We start from the raw sequence: 18,838 nt of genomic DNA, 5'->3' as shown, positions 1-18,838 counted from the left end.
TATACCATACCTTGTAAATTTTAGAATATATAGTGATGTTCTCATGAGTGCGGCAGCCCAAGCATTAGAAGGAGCAGCAGGAAAATATGCAGCAGATGCAATAAGACAAGACGGTCAAGGAGACAAGAGTGCAGCAGCCGCTAGTTACCAAAGAGCTATTGATGCACTAGTAAAATTAATCCAATTATTTCCAGATAATACACTGAATCCAGTTTACGAGCAACATTGCGAGCAATATAAAAAGAGAATAAGCGAATTACACTTTCCATCAGATGGTTCTTCTCAAAATGGCAACAATCACGGCAATTCTTCAGATCATGTCAGTTCCAATCAAACTGTATCTAATAACAATCTTGAAAATATGATCATAAAGGAAAAACCAAATGTGAACTGGAAAGAAGTGATAGGATTAGAAGATGTAAAAGTAGCACTGCGCGAATCCATTGTATATCCTGCTAAAAAACCAGAACTTTTTACTCTAGGATGGCCTCGAGGAATTCTTCTGTATGGACCACCGGGGTGTGGAAAAACAATGCTTGCGGCAGCTACTGCAAGTGAAATTGATGGCTATTTCATAAATGTGGATGCAGCATCAATGATGAGTAAGTGGTTAGGGGATGCTGAAAAAAACGTGTCCCAGTTATTCCATATGGCACGAGATTTATCTAAGAAAGAAAACGTACCAGTAATCATGTTGATAGATGAAGTAGATTCACTCCTTGGTAATTCACAGAATGAAAACGGTGGAGAGATCAGAGTAAAAAATCAGTTTCTCACAGAAATGGATGGAGTAAATGACAAAGGGAAAAATCTTCAAACATACGTAATTGCAGCTACTAACAAACCTTGGAAATTAGATTGGGCATTTCTCAGGAGATTTTCAAAAAGAATTTACATACCACTCCCAGCACTAGAAACTAGACAAAATTTATTTTCATTGTATTTATCAAAACTAAAAAAAGATTCTTCGGTAGAAGCATCACAACTTGCACAATTAATAGACGGTTACAGTGCAAGCGACATAAGAGATATTTGTCAATCAGTTCAGCTATCTGTAATAGATGAATTTTTCAGTTTAGCTGAATCCAGAGGAAACACAGATCTTACACATGTACAACTACGTGATGTTACCATGGACGATTTTAAAAAAATAATCAAAAAAAGAAGACCTAGTGTAAGTCCAGGTATGATCCAAGAGTATTCAAACTGGACTAGAGACTTTAGTGCGTCATAGTCTATATTTTTGATGATTTTTTCATACTGAAATTATTCCATTTCCATCAACCAAGAGATGTCCATAGAAATTATTTACAAAAATGCTACACATTTGATCATGCTATACAAATATCACACATGCTTGAAAAAGGAAGACTATATGTCAGCATTATATGCGTCGTTCAAAATTTGCACATGTAATGCTAGTTTTTCATTTTTCTAGTCTCGGTTTTTGTATTTATCCCATGGAAAAATTCATGATTTGGCATGGTCTAAAATTTCATTCTCTTCTCAGTGCAACCATTGGAGACAACTGTGATGCTTTCCATGCAGGATACATTCCAGCTACAACACTTAGTGACAAAGAAAGGAGCCAGGCTTTGATCAAATCCATTGGGATAAAGATTGGAGGTATATGCACTGCTGGACCTCCTCCCGCAGGAGAAGTTGTTGTTGCAATACTCATGATATAGCCTCCACCAATACCTATGAGCAACCCCAATGAAGCACCTATTATCCCTATCAAAGCTGCTTCCACCAGAAAAAGTGCGAGAATTGTAGTATTTTGTGCGCCTATTGCTTTCATGGTACCTATTTCCCTAATCCTTTCTGTGACTGAATTATACAAAGTAGTAACAATACCAACTGCACCTACAACAAGTGCAATAATTCCAACCATTAGAATAAAGGCAGCGTTACCACTTGCAGCTTGCTGTCTTACCGCCATAATTGCTTTTGGTGTTGTAGATCCAAGAGTTTTTCCAAATGTAGATGTCAATTCTTGCTGTACGGCATCAACATCATCTGGAGTTGTTGCTGCAACTATTACACTATCATATTTGTTTAGCTTGTGCAACAGATCGTTTCCTGCATCAAGATTAATGATAACCGAATTATCTATCCTACTATTACCAGATGGTTTTAAAATTCCAGAAATTACAAAATTCTTCGTTACTGTTACTGTCTTTCCAGCTCCATCGGAATATGTAGATGTAGCTACAATAGTCTGGCCAAGTGTAACAAAGGCATTGTCAGCACCAGGGGGATTTACTATGGTATCTCCCACAATAGCAGAGGATCGATCGTTTGGTTTTACTGTAGAACCATCAACATATTCAAGATTAGGCAACACCACAGACAATTTTGTTGGATCAATTGAAATGACAGACGCTCGTTCAGTGTTTCCTTGCGAATTCATCGTTATTGAACCAGCATATTCAGGTATTACATCAGATATCAATGGTAGGGATTTCATTTTTTCAATAATGACATTATTAATTATCAGAGCATTTCCTGCTGAAGCATCTCGAAATCCACGTTGTCCGCTGCTTACAAAAATAACATTAGCAGCCAAAGTATTGAATTGTTTTTCCAAGAATGCGGCTTGACCAGCACTCAAACCATTCAATACAACAACAAGACTGCTTCCAAGCACAACCATCAGAATAGTAAGAAGTGTTCTCACCTTTCTGTCAACTAGTGCCTCAAATGACAACAAGAAAAGATCTTTAGGATTCATTTTCTTTCTTTTTTGTGCTGTCAAATATTGAGATGATGTCAGTGTCTCCCTGTGTCAACAATTTCAATTTTTTCTTTTCTGATTTTTTTCTTTTTACTAGAAAGACAATTGCTGCTACAACTGCAATTGGTGCTCCAATAAGTATGGGTAGAGGAATACTGTCAATCAAAGTATGTTGGTTTGTAGAGATATTAACCGGAGGACTACGCACAATATTGACTGTTCCATTCACTAGGACGGTATGAAAATTCTTCAAGTCATCAGCATATGTTACTTTGAATACTACATGATACATTCCTGATGACAAGTAATTGATTCCTCTAATGGGTATACTAATTGGAATTGGAGAATCAGGTGAGAGATCTCCTATGAATTGTTGCGTTAAACTTGATCCACCCGGACCATTACGTCCCTGACCACCGTGGAATCCCTGACCACCTTGACCTGGATTGTCACCATTAGATCCAGTGTTATTTGTAAAGTTTGTCATTCTCGCAGCTTTCATTGCACTTGTGAGTTGAGAAGGTGCAAGTTGTGCAGTAGTAAATAATGCAGTCGTACTGCCCTGATTAAGTAAATTGCCAACAAGGCTAGAGGTACCACCAGAGGTAGTCAGCGAGAGATCATAAATTTGAAGTCGTATATCACCAACAACAAAAGTTCCCAGAGTAAGAGAATTTGTTTGTGATTGACCTTTTGAGACATATGTGGCGGTTAATGTAAAAGAAGTAGGGGTGGCAATCAAAGTGTTTGCAGCATACACTCTAGTTGTGAGTACCTGTCTTTCACCGGGTGTCAAGTTCTGTATTGTCCAAGTAGAGGGACCCACTACAGAGACCGAAGTTGATTGCGGTACAAGAGAGATTACAATATTGGACATTGTATCAGTACTGTTGTTTGCAACTGCAAAATTCAGATCATCTAGCATGGATGCAGTGATTACAGGAGTTGTAGTATTTCCAAGATATGACAAGTTAAGAGACTGTGGAGGATTGGGTGCTATGACAAGCCCCGTATTAATTGTGCTAGTCAAAAGTTTACCCCATGCATTTTGATAATTTATTTGAAGTGTAACCTGCTGAGTAGAACCACTTGCAGCTGTACCAGGGTAAACTGTTGTACTTATTACCGCTTTTGATTTTGCAGGTATTGTACCTATATTGAAAGTGTTCGGTCCAAGATTAACAATTTGTGTCGTAGATGATTGTAGCACAACAGATCCTGAGCTACTGCTACTTCCCGAACTGCCTTTAGAATTTCCAAGATCCACAATTGTTGCTACAACTCCAGTTGCATCAGCGGAACCTTTGTTGTCAATTTCTATCGAAACCGGATCATTGGTTTGAGGAGCAAGATTGGAAGATACGGTTGATGCATCCAATATCACTTTTCCTGGAAGAACAAACGGTACATTGAGCAATGCAGATGTACATTGTTGTCCAACTACTCCCACTTGGACATAATTTGCAACAACGGTTGTAGAAAAAGTGCCTACTTTGGCTGTCGGTAATACATCTATGTTAAAATACATAGTAAATGATGCACCTGGTGCCACTTGGCCATAGTAGTTTCCTATTGCAGGATTATTTGCAACTCTTGATGCTTGATTATAATTTTGAAGTAATTGTGGATTTTTGCTTTCACCAGTGGCCGCAAATCCTGATGGAAGATTAAGAAATGCAGTGATCGAAGTTATAGAATATGCTGTTCCTCTATTGTTAAGGACTACAGCAAAAACAGATGGTCCTTCTCCTGGACCTATCTCTTTTTTGACAGGATTACTAGTAATATCGGTGGAAGACGATGTCCCTTGGTCCACCCAATATGAGTCCACTACTACAGGACCAGAATAAGTGGCATCAAGTATTGTAGTAAGGGGTGCGAAACAATCCTGTGATTGTACTATTCCCAGATGACCATTGTCAGATGGTACCACTGTGACCACTTGTCCATATGCATTAAAAGATGTGATTGTAGTAGGTGCAAACAACATTACAATTAAAATTGGAATTGCAATTTTGATTGCTATTCTTTTCCCAAAAAACTTTTTAACAGAAATTCTAGTTGATGACATTTTTTTCTATTCTCCCATCTCTTAACAATATAGATCTATCCGTAGACTCGGCAAGTTCAGGATTGTGTGTTACCATTACTATAGTACGTTTGAATTTATGTGAAAGCATTTTCAACATGTCAAATACATCATCACCTGTTTTCGTATCCAAGTTACCAGTTGGTTCATCTGCCAAAATTATGGTTGGATTGTTTATCAAAGAACGAGCTATTGCGACTCTTTGTTGCTGTCCACCACTTAGATTGACAGGTTTTTGATCCCTCTTGTCAGCAATACCAAGGGCTTCCAAGATCTTCATGGTGCGAGAATTTACATCGTCATTTGACATACCTGCAATCATCCCAGGCAGTCTTACATTTTTGTGGACAGTAGTCCTATTAATCAAATTAAACGACTGGAAGATAAATCCAATACGACCATTTCTCATGGTGGCAATTTCAGAATCATTAAGAGAAAATACGTCTATGCCATCGATGTAGATCTTCCCACTTGTTGGCCTATCAAGTGCTCCAACCATATTCAAAACAGTAGACTTGCCACTACCAGATGGGCCTACAACCGATACAAATTCTCCCTTTTTGATTGCAAAGCTTACATTGTCTAGTGCCACAACTCGTCCCGCAGAAGAATCATATATCTTAGAAAGATTTTCTACTCTCAGAGCAAAAGAGTTGTTGTTGACAACTTCGTTCTGTGTGCTTTTTTCAACTACCAAATCTTTTGTCATGTTTTTCAAGATCATTTTTTTCTTCTTTAGAACTCATCTATTTGAGTTTCATATGCATGAAAATAATCATTATGTGAATTCCATATGTTTGAAAGAACCATATGAAATTCTTTGTCTAGTTTTTAGAATAAAACGATTGCCAAACCTTGTTCAGGAACATTGTTAGTGAGTAGGATCAGATGCGTAGAAAAATCAGATGTTCTTGTGTCACCAACTACTCAATACACCTTGAAACATCCTTTATGATAATATTTTGGAGGTCTTGCCCCAATTCGTATTACAACATCTCCTTCCATTAATTTCATAGTACATTTTCTGCATACATTATTACCAAGCGAACTTAATCTTGCAACATCTCTTGGTTCTAGTCTAATCTGCATCATATGAAAATCACTGCCAAAAATTGTGGTGCATGAAATTAGCTTTCTCAATACCATTTATGCCAAAATCCAGTACATTGTGAATAATGTACCGATTTGAAGCGGATCTCCAACATTACATGATCATATGACATCATATACATTCCACACATTTGAAATTCAGTTTTGTCAGACATGTTCCTGTTCCAAATTCTTTTTATCATCAACTTCTTTTTTATGCAATTCTGCTTCTAAAAGTTGTAATATTAGAAACGGTATTGCTACAAGATCAATCTTTTTTTCCGCAGAGACACATAGTATTTCATCGTCCAGTGGAAAATTCATGGATACCATCTTGTGACCATATGAGATAGTGAAATTTACAGGTCCCAACTGTGGATCATGTTCCTTACGCATTCGCACACCCAGTGCAATCTCCATGAGTAGCATTTCCTGATCTTGTGGAGTAATAAAAGTACGTACTCCTTTTTTCACACTTGCAGTAAGCAGTTTACCTTTATTGTTCATCACCCCAACAAATCGAATATTAGAATCCAAGTTGAGGATCATGTTACAAACAGGCTCGAATATTTCTGGGGAATGCGATCCGCTTTCAAAGTTTTGAAGTGATTTCAATCCAATTTGCACACATTTGGACTAGTTACTGCAGTTAAAACAATTATCAAACATTGTTACTTAACAATGTTCGTGATGAAACGATTCTTTTAAAAAATCATCAATTAAAATAAAAAGGAAAAAAGAGTTTAGGACCAGGATTGTGATCCACTTGGGGCTGTCGTGTCAGATGATGGAGTTGTGTTTCCTGATGGAGTCTTTGAGTTCCATGCTTGTTCACCCATGTGTCCATGCATCATATGTCCATGATCCATGCCAAATTCGCCCATTCCGAACTGGCGACCCGTTGATTTGTACAATACTGCTCCACTTGATGGATCGACAATTACGGTGTATACCATATTCTTGTCATCAATCACCTTGAAACTGTATACTACGTATCCCTGTGCCACTGTTAGTCTTCCGCCTATCACTTTTCCACTTACTGCTGTTGCCGCAGTATTTGCTGCATCAGGGAATGCAATCTTTACGTTAGACATTATTGTTTGCTGAAGGTTGATTGTGCCCTGTATTGTGGGGGTCTGACTTGATGTTGGTGAAACTTGTGCAGATGCTGCTGACACTCCTGCAGTAGCAAGAATTGCTACTCCAATTATTATAGCAAGCATCTTTTTATTCTTGACTAGTTCTGTTGTGTTCATATCCATCAATACCACAATTGCTTAATAAAAAATTGCGAAACTATGTCAGTGAACATTGTTAGTGAAAGGTAAAAGTATTAGATATGCAAGTTTTAGACTTTATGAGAAATTTCAAGTAAAAGCTTAATACATAATTTTGATGGCAGAGTAATAATCTTGTCACATGAATACAGAGACCGAGTGTACATACGAAAAGACATCATATTAAAATTAACAGAACATGGTGAACTTAATCAGACATCACTTCTTAGTTATTGTGGTTTGAATTTAATGAAGCATAAGGACATTCTTGAGAGTCTTGAGAGAAAGGGTTTCATAAAGCGAACAGAACAGGCGTGGGGAAACAAGAAGATAATAAAATATGCAGTGACACAGAAAGGACGAGAATTTTGCAAGATGATATTAGAACCGTATGAGGACATATTTCCAAGACATGAAAAACATGATCAAGAACAAAGTTAGCGAAGCATTTTTAATGCAACAGGAGTGTTCTTAGTAAATGTCAGAACCCGAAAATAATTCACCTGAAAACAATGTATCACCATCTGACAGAGACGAGAAAAAAAAATCAGAAAATATTCTGAAAATTTTAGATGAACTTTTGTCTCACACTAACAGTTCGCGCAGGTTATTTCTTATTTTTATTGCAAGCGCATTACTTTTTGGACCAGTTGCCGTTATACTAGGAGGCGTTTTACTAGGTCACCCAGATTATGACATAAAACATTTAGAATCATCGCAGCAAGGCGGAGAAAGATTTAGCAGTATATATCACAAGCCTGGAATGCACATTCAGATTGTGGATCAAAATGGTACAATAATCAAGGAATTACCAATATCACACATAGGAGATAGATCTCACACAGGACCTATATTTTTTGGATTGAAGACATTCATAATAATTTCAATAGTATTTGCAATAATTTTGTTGGTTATTGCAATAAAGGAATACCGCTTCTTTTCGCATTGGAACAAGCGATTCAACAAATACAAATCATTAAAGGATAAAATTGACAAGGAACTTGATGATGACTAGACATGAAAAAGGTAGTTAGACAGAGCTAATTTTTTGTTAGATTATATACCCAAAAACATTTCATGATTACAATGGCAATACTGGAGATTAAAGACCTACATGTACAAAGAGACGGTAAGGAAATTCTCAAGGGAGTAAATCTCAAGACAGGTCCGGGAGAAGTCCATGCCATCATGGGTCCAAATGGATCAGGTAAGAGTACATTATCATATACAATTTTGGGCCATCCCAAGTACGAAGTTACAAAAGGAGACATTTTGTTAGATGGTGAAAGCATTATTGGTTTATCAGCTGATGAAAGATCAAAGAAAGGATTGTTTTTAGCATTTCAATATCCAACAGAAGTCGCAGGCGTAGGCTATTCTCATTTTCTTAGAACTGCATATAACGCACTAAGCAAATCACTTGCAGATGAAAAAAGAGAAGTCTTTCTTACAGTAAGAGAGTTTCAGAATTACCTAAAAAAGAATCTTGATGAAGTTGGGTTAAAACATGATTTTCTGTCAAGATATCTCAATGAGGGGTTTTCTGGCGGAGAAAAGAAGAGATCAGAAGTTTTACAGATGGCAGTACTTCAGCCAAGAATTTCAATTCTTGATGAACCAGATTCAGGTCTAGACATTGACGCAGTACAAGCAGTTGCAAAGGCAATAAGTTCAGTTTCAAGAAAGGATGCAACAGTAATTGTGATTACACACTATGCAAGAATTCTCAAATTCCTTGACAAGCTTGACTTTGTTCATGTTATGGCACAAGGAAAAATGATCAAAGAAGGTCCAAAGGAACTTGCTGACGAATTAGAACAAAAAGGTTACGGATGGCTTGGAATTCAGGAAACCACACAATAGAAAATTTTCCATTTGTACAACATCAAATAATTTTAGACATACAGTATGAAGATAGGCGATTTCGCACCAGACTTTGAACTAGAGTCAAATACAGGAGAAAAAGTAAGACTCTCATCATATTTTGGAAAGAAAAAGATAATTCTATTTTTCTATGTAAAAGACAATACTCCTGGCTGCACCGCAGAAGCAAACGGGATCAAGAGTTACTATCCAAAAATATCAGAAAAGTACGAAGTTATTGGAATAAACCAAGATTCAATAGAATCACATGTAAATTTTTGCCAAAAATATGATCTTCCATTCAAGATACTCTCAGATACCAGCAAGAAGGTAGCTGCACAGTATCAGGCAAGAGGCATACTCGGAACATACACAAAAAGGATAACATATCTCATTGGACTTGACGGAAGAATTGAGGATATGATAGAAGTGATGAGTGTATCAAATCACATAGAGTTTGTACAAAGCCTCGCAGACTCCTAAGGCCAGTAATTAATAAAAAAAAGACAATAACAATGTCTAAAATTTCTTACATCGGTGTACAAACCTAATTTTTTTAACCAGTAGACATGCAAACAGACGATCGGTCAAAATCAAATGAATTTTACACAGACTGTATGAGATACTTTGAAGCATTAAGAAAGACTGGAAAACAAGACTATGGCTTTGAGGACGAATTTTTCTACACCATGCCTGCAATGTCAGAAAAAATTGTAGGCGGACAGTAACAATATTCAAAACCCAGACAGACACGGTTTCAGTTATATATTCAGTACAGGAATCTCTCGTTGCAGAGGTACCGAAGCCCGGTCAACCGAGAGGGACTCAAGATCTTCCGTAAGAAATCCCTTCCCTTAGGGGTTCGTGGGTTCAAATCCCACCCTCTGCATCCCTCATTTTCTCCCTTTCTGTCTTGTTTGCGATTTAGATCATCACATTCTGGATGGTTTTCGACCATGGTAATCTATACTAGTGTTTATTAGAAAATTTGTTCGCTAGTATGCAGTAGAAAATGAAAAAAACGAGGGATGTCATACCAGGTCCAAAAGCTATGCGTGTTATTGACACCATGAAAAAACACGCCTATGATTCGACATTCGTGTATTCGCTAGTTGTTTCGCATGGACATAATTGCATCATAGAAGACATTGATGGTAACAAGTATCTTGATTTTACATCAAACATAGGCTCCTGTCCGTTGGGCTATTCTCATCCTGACATAGTAGAGATACTTGCACAGTATTCATCAAATGGAACATACAAGATAGCAGGTCAGGACTTTTATTGCCAGGAGCATGCAGATCTTGCGGAAAATATTTCAACTATTTTACCATCAGGCTTTAAGACGTTTTTCATAAACAGTGGTGCAGAGGCAGTTGAAAATGCAATAAAGATGGCATACAAGAAAATGGGTCCTCTTCCCGGAATTTCTTGTACTGGTGCATTTCATGGAAGAACATTGGGAGCCCTGAGTTTTACATTTAGCAGACCAGTTCAGAAATATAACTTTCCAGAACTTCCATCAAAAAGAATCAAGTTTTGTACGAATGATAACGATCCAGAACTTGATGCTGCAGAAAAGATTCTAAAGGAAAATAAAGTGGCATTCATCTTAACGGAAATAATTCAAGGAGAGGGTGGATACAATGTTGCAAGTAAGAAATTCATTTCAAATTTAAGAAAATTTGCAACAAGATATGGAGTTCCACTCATCTTGGATGAGGTCCAGTCTGGGATAGGCCATACAGGTAAGTGGTGGGCCTTTGAACATTACGGTATCAAACCAGACATAATGAGCACGGCAAAGGCATTGCAGATAGGCGCAACAGCTTTTAGCAAAAAATTTGATCCAATGCAGAGATCAGTGTTATCAAGTACGTGGGGCGGGGGAAATAGAATAGACATGGCAGTAGGTTCAAGGGTAATTCAAGTTATAAAAAGAGACAAGTTGCTTGAAAATGCAACAAAGATGGGCCACATCCTCAAGACCGGCTTGGTTGAAATGGTGGGAAAAAAAGGAGTGATAAATGTCAGAGGACTAGGCCTCATGGTTGGCATAGAGTTTGACTCGACTGCTCATCGTGACAAAAAACTTGTCGAGTTGTTCAAGCATGGCTTGATGACTTTGGGAGCAGGTCAAAAATCAATGAGAATCATACCGCCATTGATAATTACAAAAGAGCAGATTCAGGAGGGCCTTGACATCATGCATAAAGTTTTGATGAGAACCTAGTATGCATCATACTTGTCACCCATTTCAAGCGATGCTATCTTTAGTTTGAGTACTTCGTTTGCACCCTCGTAGATTATAATCGCCCTAGAATCAAGAAAATGTCTTGCAACCCGGCTTGTTTTCTGGTATCCATAAGAACCAAATATTTGGACTGCGCGGTTTGCACAATCAAATGCTGCGTTTGTAGCATGCAGTTTGGCAATAGCTGCAAGCCTATCTGCCCTGTTACGTAGTGCTGAATATTCCTTGTTCTCCCTGTTAAGGGCATCTAGCCAATTTGCATCTTTTTCTTTTAGGTCTTCGACATAATCATGTAGTTTTTGCCTTGCCATACCTGCACGATATACTAACCACCTAGAACTTTCAATATTTACAATCATTGTAGCAAGATGCTCTTGAGTAAGTTGTTTTTTTGCAAGAACAGAGCCATGTTGTTCTCTTTTTTGAGAATATGCAATAGATTCATCAAGACAGTCTTTCATTACACCCACAGCTCCTGCTGCAACACTCAGCCTGCCGTCAATTAATGCACTAAATGCAACACTAAGACCATTTCCAATTTTTCCAAGAAGATTTTGTTTTTGGACAAGACAATTTTCAAAAGTAATTTCGGCGTTTTTTACAGTAAGCAACCCCATTTTGTTTTTCATCTCTTGTGCATCAAAACCTTTTGAAGATGTATCTACAATAAATGCGGATATTTTCCCATCAGAGCCTTTTGCATAAGTTGTAATTAATTTGGCAAATGTTCCATTTCCAACCCAGTGCTTTGTACCATTGAGAACATAATTGCTACCACGTTCCTCAAATGTTGTCGTCATTTTTTTAGGATCACTTCCAGCATCAGGCTCAGTCAATGCAAAACCCATTATGTTATTTCCATTGACAGTATTTGTAAGATATTTCTTTTTTTGCTCTTCGGTTCCCCAATTTTGTATCACCATTTGACCAATAGATACATGTGCAGAGAAAAATGTACGAAGAGAATTTCCTTCCCTGCCAATTCTTTCAATTGCAAAAAGATATGTCAAAATGTCATATCCCAAACCTCCATATTTTTTCGATATCGGACACCCAAGCATTCCAATTTCTCCAAATTCCGGGATTACTCGGTCGTTCATTCTTTCATCAAGATAACATCTTGTTTCATAATCTCGTATGGATTTGCAGACTCGGTCTATCTTGTCAAGAAAAATTTTCTGCTCTTCGGAGACCTCAAAATTCATCTTCGATATGTTAGAGTAAGACATTGTTTTATTCAGTTGACTCCCAATACATATCATCTAGTTTTGGTTTCTATACTTTTACTATCTGAATTTCTCTTACGTTGTGTTTCGACAGATCTTCATGTAAAGCAGCGTGCGATTCATCAGTAAAAGTCAAGTTGCAACGATAACATTTCCACGCTTTGATGCTCACAGAATTTGTACGTGATTTTAATTTATAAATATATTGCACTTGCCAGCCATTTTTTGCATAACTGTGGTATAGGATCAAAATGTTTGCAATTATTTGCGGTTTAACGCCATATTTCATGAATTTCCATCTAGACACGAGTCAGAATCACAATCTCAATTTATAAAATCAATATGCATCATAGACCAGATTGGAGTTTAAAAAATTAAGATCACTTGTAAAAAATAGACTTGAGCAAAACGATACAGCTCATGATTTTGAACATGTTATGAGGGTACTCAAGAATGCAACAGTGATTGCAAAGAAGGAAAAAGCCAACATCAGAATCATAACAGCTGCAGTACTTTTACATGATATTATATCATATCAAAAATCCGATCCTCGTTCAAAAAATTCCGCAACCGAGAGTGCACTAGAATCAAAAAAGATTTTAAAAAAATATAATTGCAGTCAAGATGAGATTGACATCATATCGGATGCAATAAGAGATCATAGTTTTTCAAGAGGCACTACACCGAAGACAATAGAAGGTAAGATACTACAAGATGCAGACAGATTAGATGCATTGGGAGCCATAGGAATAGCAAGGACATTTTCAGTTAGCGGTGCAGAAAAGAGACCATTTTATAGCAACGTTGATCCATTCTGCAAAAAACGCTTGCCAGATGATAAGAGTTGGACTGTAGATCATTTTTATAAAAAGCTCTTGCTTTTGGAAAAAACAATGAACACCGATGCTGGAAAAATTGAGGCGCGAAAAAGAATCAATGTGATGAAAAAGTTTCTTGACCAACTAAAAAAAGAGATCTAGCCATAGTCTACATATCTTTTGTATCGTTTTTCAATTTCAGAATTATTTCCGGTCATTATTCTTCTAATTTCATCAGCATGCTTATCTTTTATATAATTAATCATATCCCTGAAATTCTCCTCTTGTGGATATGCGTTTGTAAGAGGCTCTAGCATTTTGAAATATTCGACAACTTTTTCTCTGAATTCTTCTTTTGTAGGTCTTCTTATTTTGTTAATGCGAAACCAGATTGATGCCCAGCTTGCACCAACCACATGCGGTAGTAAGTCATATGCACGTGCTATCTCAAATGTTTGATCTTCTCTCATTTCTCGTTAAGAGTTTTTGCTGCACCCTTTGAGAAATATGTTACTATCATGTCCGCACCAGCACGCTTGATGGCTGTAAGAATTTCCAATGTAACTTCTTTTTCATCAACATATCCAGCCATAGCAGCTGCCTTTACAAGAGCATATTCTCCTGATACACTATAGGCAGCAATCGGTACATTGAATTTTTCTCTAGTCATAGATATCAAGTCCAGATATGCCAATGCTGGTTTTATCATGACTATATCTACTCCTTCTTGTATGTCAGTTTCAACCTCCCTCATAGCCTCCTTTGGATTTGTGTACGGCAATTGGTAGGTCTTTCGGTCTCCAAACTGAGGTGCAGAGTGTGCCATGTCCTTAAACGGTGAGTATAATGAAGATCTATGTTTTGCAGAGTGAGACATTATTGCAACATCGTGAAACCCAGCATCATCAAGACCCTGTCGTATTGCCTTTACTTGCCCATCCATCATGGCAGATGGTGATACAACATCAACTCCTGCCTGGGCTTGACTCACTGCAACTTTTGCCAGAGTTTCAAGACTAGAGTCATTATCTATCTTGTCTCCCTTGACAAGTCCACAATGGCCAGAGCTTGTGTATTGGCAGAGGCATACATCTGCCATTATTGCAATGTCGTTTCCAATATTTTTCCTTATTTCAGAAATTGTTTTTTGTACAATTCCATTTTGAGAAAAAGCTGATGTTCCATGTTCATCTTTGTATAAAGGTATTCCAAATACCATTACTGCTGGAATTTTCAATTCTGCTATAGTGTTTATTTCAGTTGCAACATCTGCAAGTGGAAGCCTCTCCATTCCAGGCATTGAGCTCCCTTGGATTCTTGATTTTAGATCTTCTTGTACAAATATTGGACATATTAGATCCTTTGGAGATAGCCGTACTTCTTCCAAGAGTTCCCTAATTTTGCCAGTTTTTCTCAGACGTCGCAGTCTCAAATTAGGAAAAGACATTACATACAAGACATCCTTTTTAGCAAATATAATTTGTTACTCTCTTTTATAATCAAAGAGTCTTGTAACAGTTTTTAGAATTTCAGAATCACCTTGTTCTGAGGCCTTGCGTAGATTATTCATTGGGATCGACATTATGTCTTCGACAATTGCTTGTGTAAGCTGGTCAATAATTCGTATCTTTTGTTCATCTTTTTCCCCTAGCATTTGAAGTGCCTTTTTTAGTTCTTTTACTCGTGCTTGATCTATCTCCTTGAATACATTAGTCACAATAGGCTCCACCTCGAGTCTCTTCATTGCTGCTTCTACTAGAGGTAATTCCTCATTAATTATATGCTCTGCTGATGATACTACACCAATTCTATTTTTCATGTTTTTTTCCACCATCTCTGCAATTTGGTCCAAGTTCATAACTTTGACATGATCTATTTCCGATACCTTGTCATCAACAGTTCGCGGATTAGAAAGATCCATTATGAGCATCCCATTATTTCGTGAATCCATTGCTTCTTTTACTCTGTCATGTGTCACAAGAAAATATGGTGCAACTGTAGCTACAAACAGCACATCAATGGATTTGAAATTAGTAGTTGCTTCCTCGAATGGTAATGGTTTGCCACCCGCAGTCTCTGCAAAGGCCTTTGAGCGCTCAAAGGTTCTGCTAGTTATGAGAAAATCAATGTCTCTTTTTTTGAGTGATTTTGCTACAAGACTTGCTGCCTCTCCAGTTCCAATCAACAAAATGTGTTTGGATTTCAGATCATCAATGTTTTCTTCTGCCAGATTTACTGCCATGGAACCGATAGATATACTTCCTTTACTGATTCCGGTTGCTTGACGTACGCGTGTCCCAATTTTAATTGCCTTGTCAAATAAAGTATTAAGATTATCACCCGAGGCTTTTATCCCTCTTGCTGTACTGATGGATTCTTTTACTTGTCCAAGTATTTGCTCTTCCCCTATTACAAGAGAATCAAGGCCAGAGGTAAGCTTGAGCAGATGTGCATAGGCATCGGTTCCTTTACTTATCTCAAGATTTTCTTTGAATGCATTTTCTTCCAATCCTGCTACAGATGCCCATGTTTTTTTTATTTTGTCAAGATCGGTAGAATTTGCGCAACCAAAAAGTTCCACCCTGTTACAGGTTTGCAAAATTACACACTCGTGCAATCCAGAGTGCTGTAAAAATGATTCATATGCAGAATCTAGATCGGGAAAGGTGAACCTCTCAAGCATGTGAATGGGTGACTTTCTAAAAGTAACTCTAGCGTTGATTACATCACTTGTCATATCAGATTATCTAGCATCTCCATAACCCGCTTCTGTGCTTTTTTTAGATTTTCGTCTTGTATTAATTGTTTAACATGATTGTCATTCATAACACTGTAAAGGAACTTTTTTCGTTCAGAGAATGTCTGGATCTTATACTTTGCCGCCTTTCTTGCAAAATCCTGTAGTTTTATATGATAAATGTCCTCTTTTTTTATCACTTTTTTGAAGATTTGTTCTGCCTGAAGTTTTAGTTTTCTTGCCATGGCAGGACTTCGACCTCCTGTTGATATTGCAATTTGTACAGTGTCAGCTATATTAATCACTGAACCAAATGCAAAGTCACTTGCTTCAGGATCGTCAGCAGCATATGCATAACAACGCATAGACTTGGCCTGTTCCACAATTTTGCGATTGAGTGCCTTGTCATCAGTTGTTGCCAATACCATAAACGGTTTGTATTTTTTTAGAAAATTTGCGTTGACAAGCCTCATTTTCTTGAAAGATATTTTTTTTTGTTTAACATAATTTTGAATTTGCCTATTTGTTGAATCACTGATAAGGAGAATCTTGCATTCTTGGGTCAGCAGGGAATTTACTTTTTTCAAACCCTCATTTCCTCCACCCACTATAATCACCAAATCTCCTCTAAGATTTAGATCAACTATCAATGGATCTTGGCTGACTGTAAATGATATTTATAGATTCCATGAGAAACTAGGTAACATTTTTAATCGTAAGACAAGGTTTTCATCTAACATGGACAAGATGGATAAGGAAATTTTAAATGAAATCCAGTGGACTTTTCCTCTGATCCCAAAACCATATGAATCCATGGCAAAAAAATTCGATCTATCAAACCAAGAATTGATGCAGAGACTTGTTACACTCAAGAAGGCAGGAATAATCAGACAGATTAGTGCGATATTTGACACACGAAAACTAGGATACAAGAGTGCACTTGTTGCAATGGCAATAGACCCAGAGAAACTAGATCATGTCGCAAATCAGGTAAACAAACATCCAGGTGTCAGTCATAATTATGAGAGAAATCATGAATACAATCTATGGTTCACCTTAGCAGTTCCTCCGGGGTCCGATCTAAAGACGGAGATAGATAAATTTTCAAAGTTAGCAGGAATTAAAAAAACAAGGCTTCTTCCTACAATCAAGCTGTTCAAGATCGGAGTAAAGCTTGAGATGGTAGAGGAAAAAAAATCGGACATCAAACCATCAGAAGAGAAGAAGAAGATTGTAGAAACCAAGTTTATTGCAACCGAGGAAGAGAAAAACTACATACGAGAACTGCAAAAAGATCTAGAGATAGTTGAGAGGCCATTTTTAAAATCTGCCCAGAAACTTGGAATAACTGAAGAACAACTTCTTGAAAAGGTAAAACTGTATGAAGAGACAGGAATAATGAGAAGGTTTGCTGCAATCCTAAGACATAGAGAAGTCGGCTTTACTGCAAATGGCATGATAGTATGGCAAGTCCCAGATGAAAAAATTGAAGAGGTTGGTTCAAAATTAGGCTCGTTTCCACAAATAAGTCATTGTTATCAGAGGCCTGTCTACCAGGATTGGCCATATAGTGTATTTTCAATGGTACATTGCAAATCAATCGAAGAGGCAGAAGATATGGCAAAAGAGATTCAAAAACAAGTCCAGGTTAGCAATTACAAAATCCTATTCAGTTCAAGAGAATTCAAAAAGACGCGAGTGGAGTATTTCGTAGAACATGAATTTAACATTGAGGATCTAATTACAGCATAATCACATTATAAAATAAATTTCTAGGATATCTCCATCACTGATTCTGTGATGGATGTCAATGTTACCTTGATTGAGCTTACCTTGCTTTGATACATGAAGAATTTTTTGCCAGACAAATTTGTGTCGCCCGATACACGTACAAGTCCAGATGTGTGAAGCCTCCTAACCCACCTATATACCTGGGTTAGCGGAACCCCAGACATGACGCTAATATCCCATGCTGATTTTGGCGTGTCAATGGTAGATCTAAGTATAGTCATAGCTTGGTCATTTGACATTATTTTTAAGATATTGTCCGCGTCTTTGTTTTCAAGTATTCTTCCCTGTTGTAACACTTGCATTACTAGCATACTAGACTACAGAAATATAACAAGAGTGATTAGACTGAATTCATTTGCAAACACTTGCAATCGTATGCAATTATTTATTCAGTAAATTTAAACGCCATCATGCCAGCGTTGTATTCAAAATCAGCTGTCGTATCCAAAACTTCACGAAAGATCAGCCCAAGTACAGTAGTATGATAAAGAGACCAATTTTCCCCAAGGTCGTGTTTTATGATAAACGTATGGACATTATTTTTTATGTTATGATTTATTTCAATCGAAGAGGCACGCATTCTAGCCTCAAACCAAGATATGAATGAGTTCAGGTTAAAATCTCCACGCATGAACAATGCCGTATCTCTGACTACATTTTTCCCAATGCGAGTTGCCATGTCAACAACATGATCTTTGGTTAGATTTCCAAAAAGTTCTAAAATGATCGGCTTTGCAATTGGAATCATTCCCACTTTTGCTTCATACATGTCCCACTCGACATATCTTTTGAAAATGTGGTTGACAAATGTATTGAGACTGGTTTCCCGATGTTCTGATTCAGAACGAAGTTTTTTTAATACATCTTCATCGATTCGGAACGTCATAGTGGACGTCTTCTTGGGATTTACAGCCATTTCACTTGTGTTAATTCGTCTTTGAATATAATTTGTTTTAT

At 37.3% G+C, this 18,838-nt stretch carries 21 protein-coding genes and 1 tRNA gene; 9 read left to right on the top strand and 13 right to left on the bottom strand.

Going from position 1 to position 18,838, the window contains the following annotated elements; translation table 11 throughout:
• The first annotated feature begins 43 nt into the window (after positions 1-43).
• On the top strand, positions 44-1,234 hold the full coding sequence (locus BQ3481_RS00350; RefSeq protein WP_157926440.1) for an AAA family ATPase: 1,191 nt from the start codon (positions 44-46) through the stop codon (positions 1,232-1,234).
• Positions 1,235-1,495: 261 nt separating this feature from the next.
• Here BQ3481_RS00350 and BQ3481_RS00345 read toward each other — a convergent pair whose 3' ends face one another.
• The 6 genes from BQ3481_RS00345 to BQ3481_RS00320 all read right to left on the bottom strand — a co-directional run bounded on the left by BQ3481_RS00345 (position 1,496) and on the right by BQ3481_RS00320 (position 7,171).
• Positions 1,496-2,734, bottom strand: coding sequence for an ABC transporter permease (locus BQ3481_RS00345; RefSeq protein WP_157926439.1), 1,239 nt, complete (start codon positions 2,732-2,734; stop codon positions 1,496-1,498).
• Positions 2,724-4,808 (bottom strand): COG1361 S-layer family protein, encoded by a 2,085-nt coding sequence (locus BQ3481_RS00340; RefSeq protein ID WP_157926438.1) that lies wholly within the window; start codon positions 4,806-4,808, stop codon positions 2,724-2,726. The genes BQ3481_RS00345 and BQ3481_RS00340 overlap by 11 nt, the downstream gene beginning before the upstream one ends.
• Positions 4,795-5,535 carry an ABC transporter ATP-binding protein gene (locus tag BQ3481_RS00335; RefSeq protein ID WP_157926437.1) on the bottom strand — a complete coding sequence of 247 codons (741 nt, stop codon included), beginning with the start codon at positions 5,533-5,535 and terminating at the stop codon, positions 4,795-4,797. Before BQ3481_RS00335 ends, BQ3481_RS00340 begins: the two co-directional genes overlap by 14 nt.
• A gap of 218 nt (positions 5,536-5,753) precedes the next feature.
• Complete coding sequence (locus BQ3481_RS00330; RefSeq protein WP_157926436.1) at positions 5,754-5,918, bottom strand: hypothetical protein; 165 nt, start codon at positions 5,916-5,918, stop codon at positions 5,754-5,756.
• A gap of 165 nt (positions 5,919-6,083) precedes the next feature.
• Entirely contained in the window at positions 6,084-6,542 is a 459-nt protein-coding gene (locus BQ3481_RS00325; protein ID WP_157926435.1) for a DUF6659 family protein, read from the bottom strand.
• Positions 6,543-6,658: 116 nt separating this feature from the next.
• Positions 6,659-7,171 carry a PepSY domain-containing protein gene (locus BQ3481_RS00320; RefSeq protein WP_157926434.1) on the bottom strand — a complete coding sequence of 171 codons (513 nt, stop codon included), beginning with the start codon at positions 7,169-7,171 and terminating at the stop codon, positions 6,659-6,661.
• Positions 7,172-7,351: 180 nt separating this feature from the next.
• Here BQ3481_RS00320 and BQ3481_RS00315 point away from each other — a divergent pair, with 180 nt between their 5' ends.
• The 6 genes from BQ3481_RS00315 to BQ3481_RS00290 all read left to right on the top strand — a co-directional run bounded on the left by BQ3481_RS00315 (position 7,352) and on the right by BQ3481_RS00290 (position 11,288).
• Entirely contained in the window at positions 7,352-7,633 is a 282-nt protein-coding gene (locus tag BQ3481_RS00315; protein WP_231911886.1) for a winged helix-turn-helix domain-containing protein, read from the top strand.
• 37 nt (positions 7,634-7,670) lie between these two features.
• Entirely contained in the window at positions 7,671-8,207 is a 537-nt protein-coding gene (locus tag BQ3481_RS00310) for a hypothetical protein (RefSeq protein WP_157926433.1), read from the top strand.
• Between the two features lie 71 nt (positions 8,208-8,278).
• Positions 8,279-9,055, top strand: a complete 777-nt coding sequence (gene sufC / locus BQ3481_RS00305) for a Fe-S cluster assembly ATPase SufC (RefSeq protein ID WP_157926432.1) — start codon at positions 8,279-8,281, stop codon at positions 9,053-9,055.
• Positions 9,056-9,100: 45 nt separating this feature from the next.
• Positions 9,101-9,538 carry a peroxiredoxin gene (locus BQ3481_RS00300; RefSeq protein ID WP_157926431.1) on the top strand — a complete coding sequence of 146 codons (438 nt, stop codon included), beginning with the start codon at positions 9,101-9,103 and terminating at the stop codon, positions 9,536-9,538.
• A 307-nt stretch (positions 9,539-9,845) separates the two neighbouring features.
• A tRNA-Leu gene (locus BQ3481_RS00295) sits at positions 9,846-9,944 on the top strand.
• A gap of 123 nt (positions 9,945-10,067) precedes the next feature.
• The gene (locus BQ3481_RS00290; protein ID WP_157926430.1) at positions 10,068-11,288 is read left to right on the top strand and encodes an aminotransferase class III-fold pyridoxal phosphate-dependent enzyme; all 1,221 of its coding nucleotides are present in this window, start codon (positions 10,068-10,070) and stop codon (positions 11,286-11,288) included.
• Here BQ3481_RS00290 and BQ3481_RS00285 read toward each other — a convergent pair.
• Complete coding sequence (locus BQ3481_RS00285) at positions 11,285-12,538, bottom strand: acyl-CoA dehydrogenase family protein (protein ID WP_162287719.1); 1,254 nt, start codon at positions 12,536-12,538, stop codon at positions 11,285-11,287. The two genes, BQ3481_RS00290 and BQ3481_RS00285, sit on opposite strands and share 4 nt — an antisense overlap.
• Positions 12,539-12,894: 356 nt before the next feature.
• Here BQ3481_RS00285 and BQ3481_RS00280 point away from each other — a divergent pair, with 356 nt between their 5' ends.
• Complete coding sequence (locus tag BQ3481_RS00280) at positions 12,895-13,515, top strand: HD domain-containing protein (RefSeq protein ID WP_231911808.1); 621 nt, start codon at positions 12,895-12,897, stop codon at positions 13,513-13,515.
• Here BQ3481_RS00280 and BQ3481_RS00275 read toward each other — a convergent pair.
• Genes BQ3481_RS00275 through BQ3481_RS00260 form a run of 4 tightly spaced genes read right to left on the bottom strand, consistent with a single transcriptional unit; the run spans position 13,512 to position 16,740 of the window.
• On the bottom strand, positions 13,512-13,823 hold the full coding sequence (locus BQ3481_RS00275) for a hypothetical protein (protein ID WP_157926428.1): 312 nt from the start codon (positions 13,821-13,823) through the stop codon (positions 13,512-13,514). The two genes, BQ3481_RS00280 and BQ3481_RS00275, sit on opposite strands and share 4 nt — an antisense overlap.
• Complete coding sequence (hemB, locus tag BQ3481_RS00270) at positions 13,820-14,800, bottom strand: porphobilinogen synthase (protein WP_157926427.1); 981 nt, start codon at positions 14,798-14,800, stop codon at positions 13,820-13,822. The genes BQ3481_RS00275 and hemB overlap by 4 nt, the downstream gene beginning before the upstream one ends.
• Positions 14,801-14,836: 36 nt before the next feature.
• A complete protein-coding gene (gene hemA, locus BQ3481_RS00265; RefSeq protein ID WP_157926426.1) occupies positions 14,837-16,090 on the bottom strand; it encodes a glutamyl-tRNA reductase in 1,254 nt (417 codons plus the stop codon).
• Positions 16,087-16,740 carry a precorrin-2 dehydrogenase/sirohydrochlorin ferrochelatase family protein gene (locus tag BQ3481_RS00260; RefSeq protein WP_157926425.1) on the bottom strand — a complete coding sequence of 218 codons (654 nt, stop codon included), beginning with the start codon at positions 16,738-16,740 and terminating at the stop codon, positions 16,087-16,089. Before BQ3481_RS00260 ends, hemA begins: the two co-directional genes overlap by 4 nt.
• 88 nt (positions 16,741-16,828) lie before the next feature.
• Here BQ3481_RS00260 and ahbA point away from each other — a divergent pair, with 88 nt between their 5' ends.
• Positions 16,829-17,842 (top strand): siroheme decarboxylase subunit alpha, encoded by a 1,014-nt coding sequence (ahbA, locus tag BQ3481_RS00255; protein WP_157926424.1) that lies wholly within the window; start codon positions 16,829-16,831, stop codon positions 17,840-17,842.
• A 20-nt stretch (positions 17,843-17,862) separates the two neighbouring features.
• Here the strand turns inward: ahbA and BQ3481_RS00250 are convergent, their stop codons facing one another.
• The gene (locus tag BQ3481_RS00250) at positions 17,863-18,183 is read right to left on the bottom strand and encodes a helix-turn-helix domain-containing protein (RefSeq protein ID WP_157926423.1); all 321 of its coding nucleotides are present in this window, start codon (positions 18,181-18,183) and stop codon (positions 17,863-17,865) included.
• Between the two features lie 83 nt (positions 18,184-18,266).
• Positions 18,267-18,767, bottom strand: a complete 501-nt coding sequence (locus BQ3481_RS00245; RefSeq protein WP_231911807.1) for a hypothetical protein — start codon at positions 18,765-18,767, stop codon at positions 18,267-18,269.
• Positions 18,768-18,838 lie beyond the last annotated feature (71 nt).

Source organism: Candidatus Nitrosotalea okcheonensis (genome assembly GCF_900177045.1).
Taxonomy (GTDB): Archaea; Thermoproteota; Nitrososphaeria; order Nitrososphaerales; family Nitrosopumilaceae; genus Nitrosotalea; species Nitrosotalea okcheonensis.
The sequence above is the reverse complement of the archived record's forward strand: the minus strand, read 5'-3'. Positions and strand labels throughout refer to the sequence as shown.

Excerpts from the sequence above, each read along its gene's own strand:
- BQ3481_RS00350 (WP_157926440.1), top strand. The coding sequence starts at position 44 with ATGAGTGCGGCAGCCCAAGCATTAGAAGGAGCAGCAGGAAAATATGCA.
- BQ3481_RS00345 (WP_157926439.1), bottom strand. The coding sequence starts at position 2,734 with ATGAATCCTAAAGATCTTTTCTTGTTGTCATTTGAGGCACTAGTTGAC.
- BQ3481_RS00340 (WP_157926438.1), bottom strand. The coding sequence starts at position 4,808 with ATGTCATCAACTAGAATTTCTGTTAAAAAGTTTTTTGGGAAAAGAATA.
- BQ3481_RS00335 (WP_157926437.1), bottom strand. The coding sequence starts at position 5,535 with ATGACAAAAGATTTGGTAGTTGAAAAAAGCACACAGAACGAAGTTGTC.
- BQ3481_RS00330 (WP_157926436.1), bottom strand. The coding sequence starts at position 5,918 with ATGATGCAGATTAGACTAGAACCAAGAGATGTTGCAAGATTAAGTTCG.
- BQ3481_RS00320 (WP_157926434.1), bottom strand. The coding sequence starts at position 7,171 with ATGAACACAACAGAACTAGTCAAGAATAAAAAGATGCTTGCTATAATA.
- BQ3481_RS00310 (WP_157926433.1), top strand. The coding sequence starts at position 7,671 with ATGTCAGAACCCGAAAATAATTCACCTGAAAACAATGTATCACCATCT.
- sufC (WP_157926432.1), top strand. The coding sequence starts at position 8,279 with ATGGCAATACTGGAGATTAAAGACCTACATGTACAAAGAGACGGTAAG.
- BQ3481_RS00300 (WP_157926431.1), top strand. The coding sequence starts at position 9,101 with ATGAAGATAGGCGATTTCGCACCAGACTTTGAACTAGAGTCAAATACA.
- BQ3481_RS00290 (WP_157926430.1), top strand. The coding sequence starts at position 10,068 with ATGAAAAAAACGAGGGATGTCATACCAGGTCCAAAAGCTATGCGTGTT.
- BQ3481_RS00285 (WP_162287719.1), bottom strand. The coding sequence starts at position 12,538 with ATGTCTTACTCTAACATATCGAAGATGAATTTTGAGGTCTCCGAAGAG.
- BQ3481_RS00275 (WP_157926428.1), bottom strand. The coding sequence starts at position 13,823 with ATGAGAGAAGATCAAACATTTGAGATAGCACGTGCATATGACTTACTA.
- hemB (WP_157926427.1), bottom strand. The coding sequence starts at position 14,800 with ATGTCTTTTCCTAATTTGAGACTGCGACGTCTGAGAAAAACTGGCAAA.
- hemA (WP_157926426.1), bottom strand. The coding sequence starts at position 16,090 with ATGACAAGTGATGTAATCAACGCTAGAGTTACTTTTAGAAAGTCACCC.
- ahbA (WP_157926424.1), top strand. The coding sequence starts at position 16,829 with ATGGACAAGATGGATAAGGAAATTTTAAATGAAATCCAGTGGACTTTT.
- BQ3481_RS00250 (WP_157926423.1), bottom strand. The coding sequence starts at position 18,183 with ATGCAAGTGTTACAACAGGGAAGAATACTTGAAAACAAAGACGCGGAC.
- BQ3481_RS00245 (WP_231911807.1), bottom strand. The coding sequence starts at position 18,767 with ATGACGTTCCGAATCGATGAAGATGTATTAAAAAAACTTCGTTCTGAA.